This window comes from Vibrio sp. 1401 (assembly GCF_033340295.1).
Map to the genome: position 1 here is coordinate 1 of NZ_JAWOWF010000033.1, position 17924 is coordinate 17924.

Genomic DNA, 17924 nt, shown 5'->3' on the forward strand with positions numbered 1-17924 from the left:
CTTTAAAATACAAAACGCCCGATGAAGTACATCGAGCGTTTTAGTTAAAAAGTGTCAACCCATATCAGGACGGGTCAGTCAGCAAGTGCAATTATTTGCGAACAGCGATTGCTTCAATCTCGATGCCAACATCTTTTGGTAGGCGAGCCACTTCTACACAAGAGCGTGCAGGGTAGTTTGCTACGCCGTGCTCATCAAAGAACTTGCCGTAAACTTCGTTCACTGTGCCAAAGTCATTTAGGTCTTTAACAAAAACCGTTAGCTTTACAATATCAGATACTTTAAGACCTGAAGATTCAACTACAGCCTTTACGTTTTCTAGAGACTGACGAGCTTGTTCTGCGATATCAGCAGACACTTCACCTGTCGCTGGGTTTACTGGGATTTGGCCTGAAGTAAGAACCATGTTACCTAGATCTACGCCTTGAACGTAAGGACCGATTGCTGCTGGTGCAGACTCAGTGTGAAGTACTTTCGTCATTTGATTTTTCCATCAGTTGTAGGGAATAAAGATTCTCAGTTTGCCTCTAAACCCTCGGTAGGTAAAGAGCAAAATACCCTGACATTGCAGGGTATTTTAAACGTATCACAGCCTAGTCGTGCGGCGTGTTTATCGCTCGGTTACGATCTCGCGTGAGAACACTTTCTCGCAGTATTTACACTTTAGGCGGATTTCTTGTTTCTTCTCGAACACGCTAAAGCTGCTTTCTACTGGTTCATTATGAGAAATACAGTTTGAATTCGGGCATTCAAATACATCATTGATGCGCTCAGGAAGCTCTAACGCGAGCTTTTTCACCACTTCATAATTCTCGATTTGATTCACGGTCGCGTGAGGAGCATACAACGCTAGCTTGCTCGCTTGCTCTTCATTGATAAACACATTTTCGATTTTGAGTAGATCTTTATGACCGAGTGCTGATGATGGCAAGTTCAGTCCAATCGTTACGCGTTGTGATGAATTGTGCATATCGAACAGTCTTAATACTTTGATGCCGATTTGCGCAGGGATGTGGTCGATGACCGTACCATTTTTGATTGCTTCTACCTGCAATTGAGTTTCTTTAGCCATGATTTTTCCCCTCGATTACAGTGTTTCGTTTAGAACAAGCGCCAGCAGTGCTTGGCGAGCATACACGCCATTTTGAGCTTGCTGGAAGAAGTAAGCATGAGGCGTTTTATCAACATCAGTTGTGATTTCATCCACACGTGGTAGTGGGTGCAGTACTTTCAAGTTCTCACGCGCGCCTTCTAGTAGTGCCGCCGTTAGGATGTAAGCCGACTTAATATGAGCGTATTCCGATTCGTCAAAGCGTTCTTTCTGTACGCGTGTCATGTACAGAATATCCAGTTCAGGAATCACACTTTCCATGTCTGTGTGTAGGCTATATTGAATGCCAGCTTCGTCTAGTTCTTCGCAGATGTAATCTGGCATTGCCAGCGCATCTGGTGCAACAAAGAAGAAGCGGATGTTGTTAAACTTTGCTAAGGCTTGAGTCAGTGAGTGCACTGTGCGGCCATATTTTAGGTCACCTACGAATGCGACGTTCAGGTTGTCTAGACGCCCTTGTGTTTCCGCGATGGTGTATAGGTCGAGTAGCGTTTGAGTTGGGTGTTGGTTTGCACCGTCGCCCGCGTTGATCACTGGCACGCCATTTGAAAATTCAGAGGCCAAGCGAGCGGCGCCTTCTTGTGGATGACGCATCACAAAGGCATCGACGTAAGAAGAGATGACTTGTACTGAATCTGCGAGTGTTTCGCCTTTTTTCGCCAGAGAGGTATTACCATCATTATCAAAGCCAATCACGTCACCACCAATGCGCTGAATCGCTGTTTCAAACGATAAACGTGTACGTGTTGATGGTTCAAAGAAACAACTTGCAACGACTTTGTTTTTAATCAGTTCTGGTCGAGGTGCTTTTTTAAGGCTACCTGCTGTTTCTACGATAAGTTCCAGTTCTTCGCGTGAAAGCTCTGGAATAGAGATGATGTGCTTCTGGTAAAGCGAGTTCGCCATGATCTTCTTCCCTATAACATTGATGACTACATCCAAATAACCGAAAGGAATTTTGGACATAAAAAAACCTCCCCAATGGGGAGGTTTTAAAATTCAATAGAATTAACGAAAATAACACCACGTAAGCGTAGTCGCTTAGCGAGAGCAAATCGCGTTTTTACGTCAGCAATCAGCGTGGTCATTTCTTAATCCTCAGACAAATTGCCGAGCATTATACGCTTAACTTTCGTGAGCGCAAGCGATTACATCATGGTTTTTATCGGCTGTTTTTGCGCACTGGTTTAGCTTCCTAGCGTCGCAACCATCACGGCTTTGATGGTATGCATACGGTTTTCAGCTTCGTCGAATACGATGGAGTATTCCGATTCAAATACCTCTTCTGTTACTTCAAGGCCTTTCATACCGTATTTTTCAGCGACTTCTTTGCCGACGGTGGTTTCATCATTGTGGAAAGCTGGAAGGCAGTGCATGAATTTCACATGTGGATTACCCGTTTGCTTAATCACGTCCATATTGATTTGATAAGGTGTCATTAACGCTACACGTTCATCCCATGCCTCGGCAGACTCACCCATAGACACCCAAACGTCGGTGTATAGGAAGTCACAACCTTTCACACCTTCCTCAACGCTTTCTGTTAACGTGATTTTTGCACCGGTTTGTTGCGCGATAGTTTGACTAGTTGCCACGAGCTCTTCTTCAGGCCAGAACGCTTTTGGCGCGACAAGGCGAATATCCATGCCCATTTTCGCTGCGCCCACCATAAGTGAGTTACCCATGTTGTTGCGCGCATCACCTAGGTAAGCGAAGGTTATTTCATGTAGCTGTTTACCACGGCCGTGCTCTTGCATGGTCAGGAAGTCAGCAAGGATCTGGGTTGGGTGGAACTCATCCGTTAAACCATTCCACACTGGAACACCAGCATAAGTACCAAGCTCTTCAACAATGGATTGGCCAAAGCCTCGGTATTCAATCCCGTCGTACATACGACCAAGAACACGAGCAGTGTCTTTCATCGATTCCTTATGACCGATTTGCGAGCCAGAAGGGCCGATGTAAGAGACTTGAGCACCTTGGTCAAAGGCAGCGACTTCAAACGCACATCGGGTACGAGTCGAAGATTTCTCAAAGATTAGTGCGATGTTTTTACCTTGAAGTTTCTTCTGCTCTGTTCCTGCATATTTAGCTTTTTTTAGCTCTGCAGACAGTTCGAGCAAAAACTGGATTTCTTTGGTTGAGAAGTCCAATAGCTTCAAAAAGTTGCGGTTACGTAAATTGAAAGCCATAGCTCGTCCCTTAGTACATGTGATTAGATTAATAGAACTCATTAAAACATATAAATGCTTTTATTGTGAATAATTATTTTTAATTAAAGCTAAAAAAGGTTGATGTATTCACATCAACCTTAGTTTTGATTCACCTAATGTAAAGGGACGAGTAAGTTATATATCGTCTCGTTCTATTGGACAGCTCATACAGCGAGCGCCACCGCGACCACGACCAAGCTCGTTACCAGGTACTGTCAGTACTTTGATGCCAGCTTTATCGTATTTTTCGTTGGTGTATACATTGCGTTCGTAACCAATTACTACGCCCGGTTTTACAGTTAGAACGTTATTGGCATCATTCCATTGTTCGCGTTCCGCTTCATAGCTGTCACCACCCGTGGTGATGATTTTCAGCTGATCTAAGCCAAGAGCGGACTCAATCGCGTGCAGATAGTTATGTGAGGCTTCAACATGCATTTCACCGTTGCCTTTTGGTGTTAAGCGCCATGTGTCGAGATCTTTGCGCATGATCTCTGGGTAGACAGAGAAAGTATCTACATCCATATGGGTCATCACAGTGTCTAAATGCATACATGAACGGTGTTTAGGCAGATCAATTGCAATAACTTCGGTAGCTTGGCCTGCTTTAAATAGGCTCGCTGCAAGGTTCTCTACGCCTTGCGCGGTCGTACGCTCAGACATACCGATCAGAACTGCACCTTTACCAATAACCAACACATCACCGCCTTCGACATTAGCATTATCATAATGCAGATCATCGTCACCGAAGTATTTGATAAAATCTTGGCCAGCAAAAATTGGGTGCCAACGATAAATCGCACGTAGGTGGTTTGTTTCACGTTGGCGTGCAGGCATCATCATCGGGTTAAGAGAAACGCCGCCATAAACCCAACATGAGGTATCACGAGTAAAGAGGTGATTAGGCAGTGGCTCAATAACAAAGTCGAGAGGACGCTTCATTTTTGGCAGCATAGAAGATGAGGAGATCGGTAGCTCTGAGTATGCTAAGCCACCTAAAAAGATGCAGGCAAGATGTTCATCATCCATTTCTGAAAAGTATTGGCGTAGGTCTCGCGCAAATGTTGGCCCGTAGCGAAAGTCAGAAATCTGAGTGTTCAGCAGCCATTGTTTTGCTTCTGGAACAGCGAGGGTTTCGACCAGTAAATCGTGGAGGAGAAGCACTTCAACGTCTTGCTCGCGCAGCGTACGTGCGAATGCATCGTGCTCTTCACCTGCCGCTTCTACAGCAAGAACGTCATCAAATAGCAACTCATGACAGTTTGACGGAGTTAAGTGGGTTAGGGCGCGTTCAGGGCGATTTAATAGAACTCGTCGAAGTTGACCAACTTCTGATCCAACGTACAGCTTGCTCATTTTGTATCCTTACAAATTTTCCAGCCATTAGTTATGACAAGCTTCCTAGAAAGATGCAAGTTATCAAGCTTTGTTTATATTCTGGTGTTTCTGGTTTTGTGAGTTTTTTATTTTTATTTTGATTCTTATGAAATTTATTATTAGATATAAATGCTATTTTACTAAAATTAGAGTGCGTGCGTTTTTATTCTAATTTTCCCGTTGAGAAAGAATACACGCACAGTGCATAAAATGTGCATTTTTATTCTAAATTATGCATTATTAAAGTGAATTTATTCGTTATGCTTCTTCGTTTTACACGTGAGTGTATTCAAGAAAGCATCATAAACACGCATAGAAAGAGAAAATAACCACATTAAGTGTCAATTAGGATGTTCTGAATATTAAAAAATGCCATTCTTTGTTAATTTTTTGTTTCTTTGTGTGGTCGGTTTAATATTTAGATTCAAATAACCGATAAGAATCGCAGTGGTATGATGTTTGTTTGTGGCTTTTCATCGCAATCCATGCCATATTTCACCGGATCAGCATACTCAGTATCGGGTATTGTGTTTCCATCAAGTAACTAATCTGGAGCCAAAACATGTCTCACGAAGATGAATATCTATCAGTAGAAGAATTAATTGAGATTCAAAAGGAAGAGACTCGCGATATCATTGCAGCATTGCTAGAAGATGGCAGCGATCCAGATTCGCTATACGAAATTGAGCACCACCTGTTTGCAGAAGATTTTGACACGCTAGAAAAAGCGGTAGTTGAAGCATTCAAGATGGGCTTTGAAGTTCTTGAAGCAGAAGAAACTGAAGATGAAGATGGTAACAAGTTGCTTTGCTGTGATGCGACTATGGAGTCCGCACTAGACGCAGAAGCGATTGATGCGCAAGTTGAAAAATTGATTCACTTGGCAGAAAAATACGACATCATCTATGACGGTTGGGGTACGTACTACGAAGGCGAAGATGCGCTTTACCCTGAAGAAGATGAAGACGACGAGTAATCAAAGCTCACTACTTTTGGAAAAACCAGCGTTTAACGCTGGTTTTTTTATTCCTTGAAAAACTGACGAATGTGGAGGCGATAAATAATTCACATTGAGTTTATAGGGGATTTCTCCCTATAATGCGTGAAAATTGATCTAGCTCAAGGTGTATATGCAACTCTCACTCGCCGGTTTATGGCAAGTCTCTCCACTGACGGACCTTTCTATCCCACAGGATGACATTACTTTCCCTGCTCCTTTGAGTCAGGTATTGCCAGCTGAACTGACAGAAGAAGCAATTCGTCAGCAAGAGTGGCACCTGATGCATGACATTGAAGTGGACGAATCCATGATGGCATTCCCAGCGGTAGAAATGGTGTTGGGTGGTGTGGATTACCATGCAGAAGTGCGTTTGAACGGAGTAGCATTGTTCGACTGTGACGGTTCTCAAAATGTCTACAAGAAAGACATTCGTCCGTTCATGCAAATGGGGCGTAACCGCTTTGAAATCTTGTTCTTAGAGGAAGAAGAGGATCTTCTGTTTGATGAAGATAAACCTGAGCTGTGCTCTCTGTCCGATCATGAATATAAAAAAAGTGATGAGCGCTTAGGGGTATGGCAAGAACCGTATCTGCAGTTCATTCGCAATGTACGTTTAGACCGCGTGGCAACCGAGCAGATTTGGCACCACGGTGGTGGTTGCGAGTTTAAAGTAGACTTGTACTATCAAACTTTTGCGCCGGGTCTGGTCTCTGCATCGGTTAAGTTTAATGGTATGACTTACCATATTCCTATTGATGTCCGAGCGGAGCATGCGAGCGCTTTATTCCAGATCGAAGCGCCAAAGTATGCCGATCTTACTGATCCTGATCCAAGTGATCTCTACCAATTGTCTGTTGAGTTGGATGGGCAGCACCAAAACTTCACTGTTGCCTTGAGCCAGGAGCTTTGTGTTACCCATGTTGTGCTTTAACTTCTAATAATATTATCTATTACAGCATCTTAAGCATTACGACTTCACATGCATCATGCCCTGTTTGTCCAAGCGGGGCATCGAGATGCTCAAAGCCTAGCTTTTCATACAAGCTTACCGCTTCTCTCAGACATTCAGTTGTCTCTAAATAGCACTGCTGATACCCAAATTGTTCCGCCAATTGTAAGCTCAATGCGACGATGCGTTTGGCTAAACCGTGTCCTCGTGTTTGAGGTAAGAAGTACATCTTTTGTAGTTCACACACATTTGGCTCGCCAGCTAAAGGGGCAAAGCCACCGCCACCAACGATCTCTCCGCGATGTTCAATGACCCAATAGGCGGCCCCGCATTGATTGTAAACCGAATACATATCATCAAGCGTTGGATCGGCCACACCATAACCTTTGTCTGCGGTTAAGCCGTATTCTGCAGAGACTTTACGAATCACATCTGCGACTTGCGGGTTGTCTGCTTTAGTAAGAGGCCGAAGAACGTATTCCTCAGACTGACACACTTTTGTTAGCCCTTTTAGGTAAGTCTCTAGACCAAGTTTGAGTTGCTCTTGCTCGCTGTCATCGAGTTGGGTAAGCAGTTGTTCAAAGAAGTGGTTTTGCTGTTGGTCCAGTTGTGATAACGCCTGTTGGCCTTGCTCTGTAATCGCTACGAGTTGACTACGTTTGTCTTTTGGGTTTTCGATGCTCTCGACCAAACCTAATTTAATCAAACCAGTAACGGTTCGGCTCGCGTTGGACTTGTCGACATTAAGCTGCTGTGCCAGCTGATTGATGGTCAATGGCTGCAATTGGATTTCACCCAATGCGTGCGCTTGCACTGGAGTGAGAGCGACATCGCCGCATTGTTTATCAAGCATACCAAGCAATCGGACGGCTTGACGGGAGTAGTGTCGAAGTTGACGAGCGTTCATTATCACTTACCTCTAAAAATAAAGTTGCGCACCGCAATTAAATTAATTGCGGTGCGCAACCTTGTCAATGGTAAATGTCATTTTTCTCGTTAGGAGACGTAGTGAGCCTCCATGTTTAAGCGTGGTGATGTAAACAAAACTGCGGTGCTGGAGCTTTTTCTGATGATTTACGCATCCATACTTTCTCGTGGAAGTAGTAAGCCACCGTGTTCAAACTCGGCTCTAGCATCGCCATTACGCCGCCGACAAATGCATCACCTGTTAGTAAGTAAACCACGGTAAAAGCGACGCTGAAGTGCACGGTCGCAAAGCTTGCGGTTTTTAATTTGGTCATCCACTGACGAGCTTTAAGTGCTGGGACTTTTGCCCATGCCTTTTCATGAAAGTAGAAGGCTACGGTGTTCACTGAAGGCTCAATCATGGCAATTAAACTACCAATTAGAATGTCGCCTGTGAGTACGTAAGCGACACTAAATGCGATAGTAAAATGCAGTGCTGCGAAAGTTAGTGTCTTTTTCATGATAATTACTCAATCGTGTTTGTTTCGATGAGTTCATTATCGATAATAATTCTCATTAATGCTAATGGGTAATGAGTATTGTTGTGATAGGGGGAAGCTATTGATGATGGTTTTGGTGAAATGTATACAAAAAAGGTTGGCCATGATGACCAACCTTTGAACCAAAAGTGAGAAGTGTTAATTCTTCTCTTTCACTGAGGCTTAAAGCGCAGCGATCGTTGTCTTCTGCTCTTCTAGCTTAGCTAGTGTCTCTTTGTAGCCTTCAAGCTTCTCACGCTCTTTAGCAACAACTGCTTCAGGTGCTTTCGCTACGAAGCCTTCGTTACCTAGTTTGCCTTCGATACGCTTGATTTCGCCGTGAGTCTTCTTGATTTCGCCATCTAGACGAGCAAGCTCAGCATCTTTGTCGATCAGACCTGCCATTGGGATCATCAACTCAGACTTACCAACCAGTGCTGTCGCACATGCAGGAGTTTGTTCGCCAGTTTCAAGCACGCGTACTGCTTCTAGCTTCGCTAGTGACATCAGTACTTGCTTGCTTGCTTCTAGACGAGAGGCATCTTCTGCATTTGCTGCTTTCAGCATAACGTCAAGCGGCTTACCAGGGTTGATGTCGTATTCAGCACGTAGGTTACGGATGCTGGTAATGAACGCCTTCACCCATTCGATATCATCTAGCGCTTCTTGGTTGAAGTTTGCTTCGTCGAATTGAGGAAGTGTTTGTAGCATGATTGTCTCGCCTTCTACACCTTCAACTAATGGCTTGATGCTTTGCCAGATAGTTTCAGTGATGTAAGGAATCACTGGGTGAGCTAGACGTAGAGTCTTCTCAAGAACCGTGATTAATGTACGACGAGTACCACGCTGTTGTGCTTCAGTACCTTTCCATAGAACTGGCTTAGTAAGCTCTAGGTACCAGTCACAGAATTGGTTCCAGATGAATTCGTAAAGCGTGTTCGCAGCCATATCTAGACGGAAGTTGTCGATATGGTTGTTGAACGCTTTCGCTGCTAGTTCAAACTGAGACTCGATCCACTTGTCTGCTAGTGAGTATTCAATCTCACCACCGTTGAAGCCACAATCTTGCTCTTCTGTGTTCATCATTACGTAACGGCTTGCGTTCCATAGCTTGTTACAGAAGTTACGGTAACCCTCAAGACGCTTCATATCCCAGTTGATATCACGACCTGTCGATGCCATTGCTGCAAGAGTGAAACGCAGTGCGTCTGTACCGTATGCTTCGATACCGTTTTCAAACGTCTTACGAGTGTTCTTCTCGATCTTCTTCGCTAGTTGAGGCTGCATCATGTTGCCACAACGCTTCTCTACGAGAGACTCTAGGTCGATACCATCGATCATGTCGATTGGATCAAGGACGTTACCTTTCGACTTAGACATCTTGTCGCCGTTTTCGTCACGGATTAGACCAGTAACGTAAACTGTCTTAAATGGTACTTGTGGTTTGCCGTTTTCGTCTTTCACGAAGTGCATGGTCATCATGATCATGCGCGCAACCCAGAAGAAGATAATGTCGAAACCAGTTACTAGTACGTCTGAAGGGTGGAATACTTTCAGATCGTCAGTTTGCTCTGGCCAACCTTGAGTACCGAACGTCCATAGTGCAGAAGAGAACCATGTATCCAGTACGTCTTCGTCTTGGTGCAGTTCAATGACTGACTCTAGGTTGTTGTTCTTACGAACTTCTTCTTCAGTGCGACCTACGTAAACATTACCTTGGTTGTCGTACCAAGCTGGGATGCGGTGACCCCACCATAGCTGACGAGAGATACACCAGTCTTGAACGTCACGCATCCAAGAGAAGTACATGTTTTCGTATTGCTTAGGAACGAATTGGATGTCGCCGTTTTCTACTGCTTCAACTGCAGTTTTCGCTAGAGGCGCAGTACGCACGTACCATTGGTCAGTTAGCATTGGTTCGATAACCACGCCACCACGGTCGCCGTAAGGAACTTGTAGATCGTGATCTTTCACTTCTTCAAGTAGACCTAGCTCGTCGAATTCAGCAACGATAGCTTTACGAGCGGCAAAACGCTCCATACCGTGGTATTTAGCTGGTAGTTCAGTGCTGTAAGCTTCGCTTGCTTCGCCGTTAGTGTTGAATACTTCTGCTGAGTCGCGGATGTTCGCGTCGAAAGTCAGAATGTTGATCATTGGTAGCTGGTGGCGCTTACCTACTTCGTAGTCGTTGAAGTCGTGCGCAGGTGTGATTTTCACACAGCCAGTACCTTTTTCCATATCTGCGTGCTCATCGCCCACGATTGGGATGCGACGATCAACGATAGGAAGGATGATTTCTTTACCGATAAGATCTTTGTAACGTGGATCTTCTGGGTTAACTGCAACACCTGTATCGCCTAGCACGGTCTCTGGACGAGTCGTTGCAACAACGATGTAGTCTTTGCCATCCGCTGTTTTTGCGCCATCTGCTAGTGGGTAGCGGAAGTGCCACATGTTGCCTTTAGTGTCTTTGTTCTCTACTTCTAGATCTGAAATCGCGGTGTGTAGCTTTGGATCCCAGTTAACTAGACGCTTACCGCGGTAGATTAGATCGTCTTCGTATAGACGTACGAACACTTCTTGAACGGCGTTAGATAGACCATCGTCCATCGTGAAGCGTTCACGATCCCAGTCTACAGATGCGCCAAGACGACGAAGCTGCTTAGTGATAGTGCCGCCAGATTCGCCTTTCCATTCCCAGATTTTGTCGATGAAAGCTTCACGACCGTAATCGTGTTTTGTTTTGCCTTCTTCTGCAGCGATCTTACGCTCAACAACCATCTGAGTTGCGATACCAGCGTGGTCAGTACCTACTTGCCAAAGGGTGTTTTTACCCTTCATACGTTCACAACGGATAAGCGTATCCATGATCGTATCTTGGAACGCGTGGCCCATGTGTAGGCTACCAGTGACGTTCGGTGGCGGGATCATGATGCTGTATGATTCTTTAGTAGTGTCACCGTGTGGCTTAAAGTAGCCTTTCTCTTCCCAAGTCTGATACAGAGCTTGTTCGATTGAAGTTGGGTTGTATGTCTTTTCCATAGCGCTCTTTTAATGGATACGTTGATGGTTGAATCTTAGTCAATCTTTATAAGTGAGGGATCTTAACAAGATCGCCTTAACTATAAGGATTGACCGTTAAGGATATTGAATTTCGATCGTTTGCAGCTGGTAACCTGCTTGACGGTAAATTTTATATCTTTCTCTTGCGAGTTGTTTAGCTTTTTCTTCGCAGGGCACGAAGTCTACCACTTGAGCAAACTTGTTCGCAAAGGTTGTCTCATTTTCCGCCAAATTAATTACCAGCTGACGGTTCCAATTAGGTTTTACACCTTCATGGCCGATTTCAATGTTGGTGGCGTATTTCGGTCCCTCGCCTACGAGGTTATGTGCCATGAACTTGTCTGCATCAACTTGCCAAAAGGCTTCAGCGAGCTGCTCGGCGTGTGGTTTGTCTTGGCAGTTTAAATACACTTTAGCGCCTTGGCGAGCAAAGTGCTGAGCCAAAAACACGATGTATTCTTCAAAGCCAGCCACCGTTGCTTGCGGGCTCTCTTCGTTAATGATGTAGAAGGTTGCAGTTTGCATCATTCTCTCACTTGCCTTGGGTCTCTTCCTAAGACCATCTTAAGTCCCACTTTCATTTTAGAAAATTAGGATAATAAAAAAGGGCCTTGCGGCCCTTTTAGATGTTGTTCAGAAATTACTCTTCTGTCTCTTGGCCGCTGCGGTTCAAAAGGAATTGGACAAGCATTGAGACAGGACGGCCCGTTGAGCCTTTCGCTGCGCCTGATTTCCACGCGGTACCTGCGATATCGACGTGTGCCCAGTTGTACTTCTTCGCGAACTTAGATAAGAAGCAACCCGCAGTAATTGTGCCACCAGGGCGACCACCAATGTTTGCCATATCCGCAAACGGGCTTTTCAACTGTTCGTGGTACTCGTCTGCCATTGGTAGACGCCATGCACGGTCACTCGCTTGCTCAGAAGCGTTTACTAGCTCATGAGAAAGAGGGTTGTGGTTAGAGATTACGCCGCTGATATGGTGGCCTAGTGCGATAACACAAGCACCAGTTAGCGTTGCAACGTCAACCACGCAGTCTGGTTCGAAACGCTCTACGTAAGTCAGTGCGTCACAAAGAACAAGACGGCCTTCAGCATCCGTGTTCAGAACTTCTACAGTTTGACCAGACATGGTCGTTAGGATGTCACCTGGACGGTAAGCGTTGCTGCCAGGCATGTTTTCACAACCCGCTAGAACACCAATAACGTTGATTGGTAGGTTTAGCTTCGCCAGCGCTTTCATTGTACCGAATACCGATGCCGCACCACACATGTCGTACTTCATCTCATCCATACCTTCGCCCGGCTTTAGAGAGATACCGCCTGAGTCGAAGGTTAGACCTTTACCTACGAGCACAATCGGTTTTGCATCTGAGTCAGGGTTACCTTTGTACTCGATGATAGACATCATAGATTCGTTTTTAGAACCACGGCCTACTGCTAGGTAAGAGGTCATACCCAGTTTTTCCATCTCTTGCTCACCAATAATTTTGGTGGTTACGGTTTCGTAGTCGTCCGCTAGACGACGAGCTTGAGAAGCAAGGTAAGCTGGATTAGCTACGTTTGGCGGCATGTTGCCAAGGTCTTTTGAGGCTTTGACACCTGATGCGATAGCAAGACCATGAGTGATTGCTTTTTCACCCAAGTTCAATTCACGACGCGTTGGTACGTTGAAAACAAGCTTGCGCAGTGGGCGGCGAGTCTCAGGTTTCACGCTCTTGAATTGATTAAATGTGTATAGACCATCTTTAGTCGCTTCTACAGCCTGGCGCACTTTCCAGTATGTATCACGACCCTTAACATGCAGTTCAGTTAGGAAACATACCGCTTCCATTGAGCCTGTCTCGTTAAGTGTGCTGATCGTCTTTTGAATGATTTCCTTGTACTGGCGCTCGCCAAGTTCACGCTCTTTGCCGCAACCGACAAGTAAAACGCGCTCTGACAAAACACCTGGTACTTGATGCAGTAGCAGCATCTGACCAGGTTTACCCTCTAGATCACCACGGCGAAGTAGTGAACTGATGTAACCGTCACTGATTTTATCAAGTTGTTCGGCTACTGGAGAAAGGCGACGTGGTTCAAACACACCAACAACGATACATGCGCTACGTTGTTTCTCTGGACTGCCACTTTTTACACTGAACTCCATGCGTACTCCTACATCCTGAAGACAAATTGCTCTAAATGTTAGATAATGATCGCTTACTTGTTGAATTTTAGCTCCAGGCTTACATGCAGAGCTGATTAAGCGACTAACATCTAGTTTATAATTTTTAAAAAAATAAATGGTTCAACGGGAAACTATAGTGATTCGACCAAAAAAACAAGTTTTGTATAGGTAATTTCAGCGTGATTATTGTTAGATATTTGATCCGCGAAACACTCAAGAGCCAATTTGCGATTTTTTTCGTACTTTTTTTGGTGTTTGTAAGCCAGAAATTCATAAGTGTTCTTGCTGATGCTTCTGATGGGGATATTCCTGCTGGATTGATTTTCTCGATTGTTGGTTTGAACATGCCAGCAATGGGTCTGTTAATGCTGCCTTTAAGTCTGTATATCGGCATATTGATCACATTTGGTCGTCTGTATGCAGAGAGCGAAATTGTCGTAATGAACGCGACAGGTATTGGTAATAAATTCTTGGTTCAAGCGGCCTTATACCTAGCGTTGATTACTTCAGCGGTGGCGGCTTTCAATGCGTTGTGGCTATCGCCGTGGTCTCAAGACCGCGTTGAGCAGCTTTATGAGCAGGTAGCGTCAGAAAACAGCGTTGACCTACTTAAAAAAGGTCAGTTCCAAGGTACACCAGACGGTTCATCGGTTGTGTTCATCGATGACATTAAAGACAATACCTTGAGCAACGTTTTTGTTGCGCAGATGCGCCCTCGAGATTCAGTGTTACCGAGTGTGATGTTCTCATCTTCTGGTGAAGTAAAAGAGCTTTCGGACGGTCGTCAGATCATCACTATGAAAGAAGGTACGCGTTATGAAGGTGTGCCTACTCGCGTTGAATATATGATCACGAAATTCGATGAATACGAAGGTGTTATCGGCCAACGTGAGGTCAAAAAGAAAGGGCGAGACTGGGAAGCATACCCAACGGTTGACTTGATAGGTCACCCAGATCCAGAGGCGCAAGCGGAGCTACAATGGCGAATTTCGTTATTTGTGTGTATTCCACTCTTAACAATGCTCGTTATTCCTTTGTCTGCGGTGAATCCGCGTCAGGGACGGTTTGCCAAAATGGGGCCTGCGATTCTGATCTATCTAGCGTATTTCTTGGCGATCAGTGCAACCAAATCTGCATTAGAAGATGGTGACATCCCGGCTGCTATTGGTATGTGGCCAATCAATGCGATGTTGCTGATTGTTGCTATCATGGCGAATATGATGGACAGCGTTGCTGCTAGACGAATAAAAGACAAATTCCGCAAGAAGAGGCTCGCGTAAGCTGTGTTCAAAATCTTAGACCTTTACATCGGTAGAACCATCATCTCTACCACTGCCTTGGTTTTAGCGACGTTTGTTGGCTTATCGGGCATCATCAAATATGTAGAACAGCTACGTAAAGTAGGGCGAGGTGTGTACGACCTCACTCATGCGTTGTACTTTGTGTTACTCAGTGTGCCGCGTGATATCGAAATGTTCTTTCCAATGGCGGCATTACTCGGTGCCCTGATCGGCTTAGGTATGTTGGCTTCAAGCTCTGAGCTGGTGGTGATGCAAGCTGCTGGTTTCTCTAAGCTGGATATCGGGTTATCGGTACTAAAAACGGCCGTCCCGCTCATGATTGTCGTTATGGCGTTAGGTCAATGGGGCGCTCCTGAGGCCCAGAAGATGGCCCGTGACTTACGTGCGTTTGCGATATCAGGTGGTAGCATTGTGTCTGTGCGCTCAGGTGTGTGGGCTCGTGACGCAAACGACTTTATCTTTATAGGTAAAGTCGAAGACGACAAGCTTCATGCTTTAAATATGTGGCGTTTTGATGATGATAAGAATCTACAAAAAGTTATTTTCGCCGAAGAAGTCGACTACCAACAAGATAACAACTGGCTGATGCGCTACGTACAAATTACGGACATGGAAAATGAAAACGTAATTTCAAAGCAAGACATCGAACAGATGGAGTGGCACACCTCTTTGGCACCAGATAAGTTAGCTGTGGTGACCGTGAAGCCAGAAGAACTGTCGCTGAGCGGTTTGTATGATTATGTGACTTACCTAAAAGCATCGGAACAAGATGCATCCCGCTATGAGTTGGCGTTTTGGCGTAAGTTGACTCAGCCGCTTTCAATTGCTGTGATGATGTTAATGGCGCTATCTTTTGTTTTCGGTCCACTCAGAAGCGTGACCATGGGGGCAAGGGTATTGTCGGGCGTGGTTGCCGGGTTTACTTTTTACATATCCAGTGAGTTCTTTGGCCCATTAAGCTTGGTGTATGGCATATCCCCAGTGTTTGGTGCTTTGGCCCCGAGTTTGGTGTTCTTAGCTATTGCGATTGCATTGCTACGAAGAAAGCTATGACTGAAGCATCATCGAATAAACCAAGTTTTACCGAACCAAATGTAAAAGGAAGGCATTACGCCTTCCTTTTTTGTGTTCCTAGACAAGTTAGTTTGCCTTGGGTAATACAACTACCTCTGTTTTGGCCCAAATGTCGTGGAAACCACGTTTCTTCGGATCAATCGGTACAGTCAGATTTGCCAAGCCAAAGCCAGATGTCGAAATACGAATCAGAGCTTGAGTTACCGTAATTGGTGCACCGTCTTTGGCATTGCGAACTCGAAGCTTCCAAGCGCGCATCCCAAGAGTTTGTCCTGCTCGCGTCCAGAAGAACACAAAGAAATATATCCACACACCCGCAAGGTAAAGTGTAAATAGAGGGCTCAATACAGGGTGCTTTCCGAGCATATCTGCGGCATCTGCGTACTCGCCATAGCTCAACAATCCTGCTGCATTTAGTGCAAACACAACGGCCATAACAATACCAGCGGCCATCATTTCAATTGCGATAATAATCAATGTGTCGTAAATCAACGCTGCAAGTCGACGAAAGAGACCAGCAGGTGGAAGAGTTGTAGACGTTGCCATTATTCCATCACTTACCTTAAAAATTGTGCGTCAGAATATAGATTCCCTCACCAAGAGAAAAGAGACCTAACGCACAGAGTCTTTAATTGTGTATAAACTAAGTGACTTTTCTGCCCTACGTTATCAGCACATGTCATGATACACGAGGCCGTGCAGCAATATGTTTCAACTGAATTCGACTCTCTTAACCATTGGCTCTTTGGTCTGTGACCAGATTAGATAGCTGAGAGAGTTGGTGTTTCTCATCTTCGGTATAATGTTGGCTTAACGAAAGCTCTAAAGCTTTTTCTGACAGCTTGATTGCTGGTGACAAAAATAACTTAGGGTGCATACTAGAGAGAGCTAGCAAGGCCTTTTGTAGGCGAATCTGTATTTGGAGTTGCGCTGCACCATCGTGTGCTATCGGCAAAAAGACATCATCAAACAAATCCTGGCAGCTCAATGCGGGCACAAATAGTCTAGGATATCGAGTTTTGGTAGGAGGCTCACTGAGTAGGTCTCCCCATAATGAAAGTGCTCGTACAGAACGCCCAAGAACGTCAATTGCGGTGCCATTATCATTTACAGCCGGAGATAGTGCTCGTGAGGCGATTTCCGCCATAACGACTAAACCAAAGCGAGGGTCCTGATCATATGAACGCTCCGTTCGAATCGTGAAGGCTGCCGTTACTTCGCTTTCGTCTGGCAATTCTCCACAAACCCAAGCCAATGGTTGACCTACGTACACAAAACTTCCCGGTTGTCGCTCAAGGTAGATGGTGCATTGGTTTGCTTCAGCAATACTATCGAGATGATGCATATCAACATGCTGTAAGTAGCCAATTTCTTGGCTCAAAATAGGTTTACTTCCTCTGGGTTTATGTTCTGGGTGGCTCCACGGGTGAGCACCTAGCCAACGCTCTTTGCCCCGTTTTCTTATCGCATCTAACAAGGCTTGCTCCACGTATGAAGTGGTTTCACTGACCCTTCCTAGTACGGAAAGGTGCTGAATCCAACGTAGCAGAGTGAGTATGATCATCACGATTACGGCGATAGTTACGATGAACAGATAAATTTGTGCTTGTTGATGATAGGCCCCAATACCTAGCGCGATAATTCCTACCAAACTAAATAGAAAAGAGCCAAGAAAGGTTGCTAAGGCATTTTGTGTTGTGCTGTCTTCCATCAACAGTTTTGTCGCTCGTGGCGTTACCCCCGCACTAGCGGCACTGTATGCTGAGACCATAATATTGAGAGAGAATGTAGTCACTGCAAGCATGGAGGTTGCGAGGATATTTAATATGTTGTTCAACAAATCCTTGCTGACGTTGATGGCAGGGGGCAGAGTAATGAACTGGTTTAAAACAATCGACATTAAGGCGGTAGCAACAGCTAGTAATGCGTAGAGTGACGTCCGGACCCACAGTTTTCGTGTCATCTGTTTCAGTAACCACTGCCATTTTGACCCAGTCATTCTTTGCTCCTATTCAGTTCTCACTAGAAAGTCGATAGAAAATTCAGAAAGTTATTCTTGCTTAAGCATAGGTTAAATGCCCGTCGTTCTGCTTGATATTTCATGCATCACGAAAGTAAGAAAGCTGCTTGCTTCAAAGAATGGTGCTCTTGAGGTGTGAATTACCACGATTCTGTTACCTTAATTGATAGATGAATTAAAAGTATGTGATTGAAAAGAGGT

16 protein-coding genes are annotated in these 17924 nt (G+C 44.9%); 4 read left to right on the forward strand and 12 right to left on the reverse strand.

Annotated features, from left to right (window positions below):
• Positions 1–91: 91 nt before the first annotated feature.
• From R7Z77_RS16175 to arcA, 5 genes are all read right to left on the reverse strand, one after another.
• Positions 92–481: a RidA family protein gene (locus R7Z77_RS16175; RefSeq protein WP_005381087.1), complete on the reverse strand. Its 390-nt coding sequence runs from the start codon at positions 479–481 to the stop codon at positions 92–94.
• A 129-nt stretch (positions 482–610) separates the two neighbouring features.
• A complete protein-coding gene (pyrI, locus tag R7Z77_RS16180) occupies positions 611–1072 on the reverse strand; it encodes an aspartate carbamoyltransferase regulatory subunit (RefSeq protein WP_005381086.1) in 462 nt (153 codons plus the stop codon).
• A 15-nt stretch (positions 1073–1087) separates the two neighbouring features.
• Complete coding sequence (pyrB, locus tag R7Z77_RS16185) at positions 1088–2017, reverse strand: aspartate carbamoyltransferase (protein ID WP_005381085.1); 930 nt, start codon at positions 2015–2017, stop codon at positions 1088–1090.
• Positions 2018–2298: 281 nt separating this feature from the next.
• Complete coding sequence (locus R7Z77_RS16190; RefSeq protein WP_033906207.1) at positions 2299–3303, reverse strand: ornithine carbamoyltransferase; 1005 nt, start codon at positions 3301–3303, stop codon at positions 2299–2301.
• 156 nt (positions 3304–3459) lie between these two features.
• Positions 3460–4680 carry an arginine deiminase gene (gene arcA / locus R7Z77_RS16195; protein ID WP_005381082.1) on the reverse strand — a complete coding sequence of 407 codons (1221 nt, stop codon included), beginning with the start codon at positions 4678–4680 and terminating at the stop codon, positions 3460–3462.
• 583 nt (positions 4681–5263) lie between these two features.
• Between arcA and rraB the strand changes: the two genes are divergently transcribed.
• Together rraB and R7Z77_RS16205 are read left to right on the forward strand one after the other, a co-directional pair.
• Positions 5264–5677, forward strand: coding sequence for a ribonuclease E inhibitor RraB (gene rraB / locus R7Z77_RS16200; protein WP_005381081.1), 414 nt, complete (start codon positions 5264–5266; stop codon positions 5675–5677).
• A 154-nt stretch (positions 5678–5831) separates the two neighbouring features.
• Positions 5832–6632, forward strand: coding sequence for a glycosyl hydrolase 2 galactose-binding domain-containing protein (locus tag R7Z77_RS16205; RefSeq protein WP_033906208.1), 801 nt, complete (start codon positions 5832–5834; stop codon positions 6630–6632).
• 19 nt (positions 6633–6651) lie between these two features.
• Here the strand turns inward: R7Z77_RS16205 and R7Z77_RS16210 are convergent, their stop codons facing one another.
• From R7Z77_RS16210 to pepA, 5 genes are all read right to left on the reverse strand, one after another.
• Positions 6652–7557: a bifunctional helix-turn-helix transcriptional regulator/GNAT family N-acetyltransferase gene (locus R7Z77_RS16210; RefSeq protein ID WP_080996865.1), complete on the reverse strand. Its 906-nt coding sequence runs from the start codon at positions 7555–7557 to the stop codon at positions 6652–6654.
• A gap of 115 nt (positions 7558–7672) precedes the next feature.
• Positions 7673–8077 carry a DUF2061 domain-containing protein gene (locus R7Z77_RS16215; RefSeq protein WP_005381078.1) on the reverse strand — a complete coding sequence of 135 codons (405 nt, stop codon included), beginning with the start codon at positions 8075–8077 and terminating at the stop codon, positions 7673–7675.
• A gap of 201 nt (positions 8078–8278) precedes the next feature.
• Complete coding sequence (locus R7Z77_RS16220) at positions 8279–11137, reverse strand: valine--tRNA ligase (protein WP_064377290.1); 2859 nt, start codon at positions 11135–11137, stop codon at positions 8279–8281.
• 96 nt (positions 11138–11233) lie between these two features.
• Positions 11234–11683: a DNA polymerase III subunit chi gene (locus tag R7Z77_RS16225; protein ID WP_031777270.1), complete on the reverse strand. Its 450-nt coding sequence runs from the start codon at positions 11681–11683 to the stop codon at positions 11234–11236.
• A 115-nt stretch (positions 11684–11798) separates the two neighbouring features.
• A complete protein-coding gene (gene pepA / locus R7Z77_RS16230; RefSeq protein ID WP_005381073.1) occupies positions 11799–13307 on the reverse strand; it encodes a leucyl aminopeptidase in 1509 nt (502 codons plus the stop codon).
• Positions 13308–13507: 200 nt separating this feature from the next.
• Between pepA and lptF the strand changes: the two genes are divergently transcribed.
• Positions 13508–14608 carry an LPS export ABC transporter permease LptF gene (gene lptF, locus R7Z77_RS16235; protein WP_005381072.1) on the forward strand — a complete coding sequence of 367 codons (1101 nt, stop codon included), beginning with the start codon at positions 13508–13510 and terminating at the stop codon, positions 14606–14608.
• A gap of 3 nt (positions 14609–14611) precedes the next feature.
• On the forward strand, positions 14612–15682 hold the full coding sequence (gene lptG, locus R7Z77_RS16240) for an LPS export ABC transporter permease LptG (RefSeq protein WP_033906211.1): 1071 nt from the start codon (positions 14612–14614) through the stop codon (positions 15680–15682).
• An 87-nt stretch (positions 15683–15769) separates the two neighbouring features.
• Here lptG and R7Z77_RS16245 read toward each other — a convergent pair whose 3' ends face one another.
• A complete protein-coding gene (locus R7Z77_RS16245) occupies positions 15770–16249 on the reverse strand; it encodes an RDD family protein (protein ID WP_033906212.1) in 480 nt (159 codons plus the stop codon).
• Positions 16250–16433: 184 nt separating this feature from the next.
• Entirely contained in the window at positions 16434–17702 is a 1269-nt protein-coding gene (locus R7Z77_RS16250; RefSeq protein ID WP_017636178.1) for a DUF2254 domain-containing protein, read from the reverse strand.
• Positions 17703–17924 lie beyond the last annotated feature (222 nt).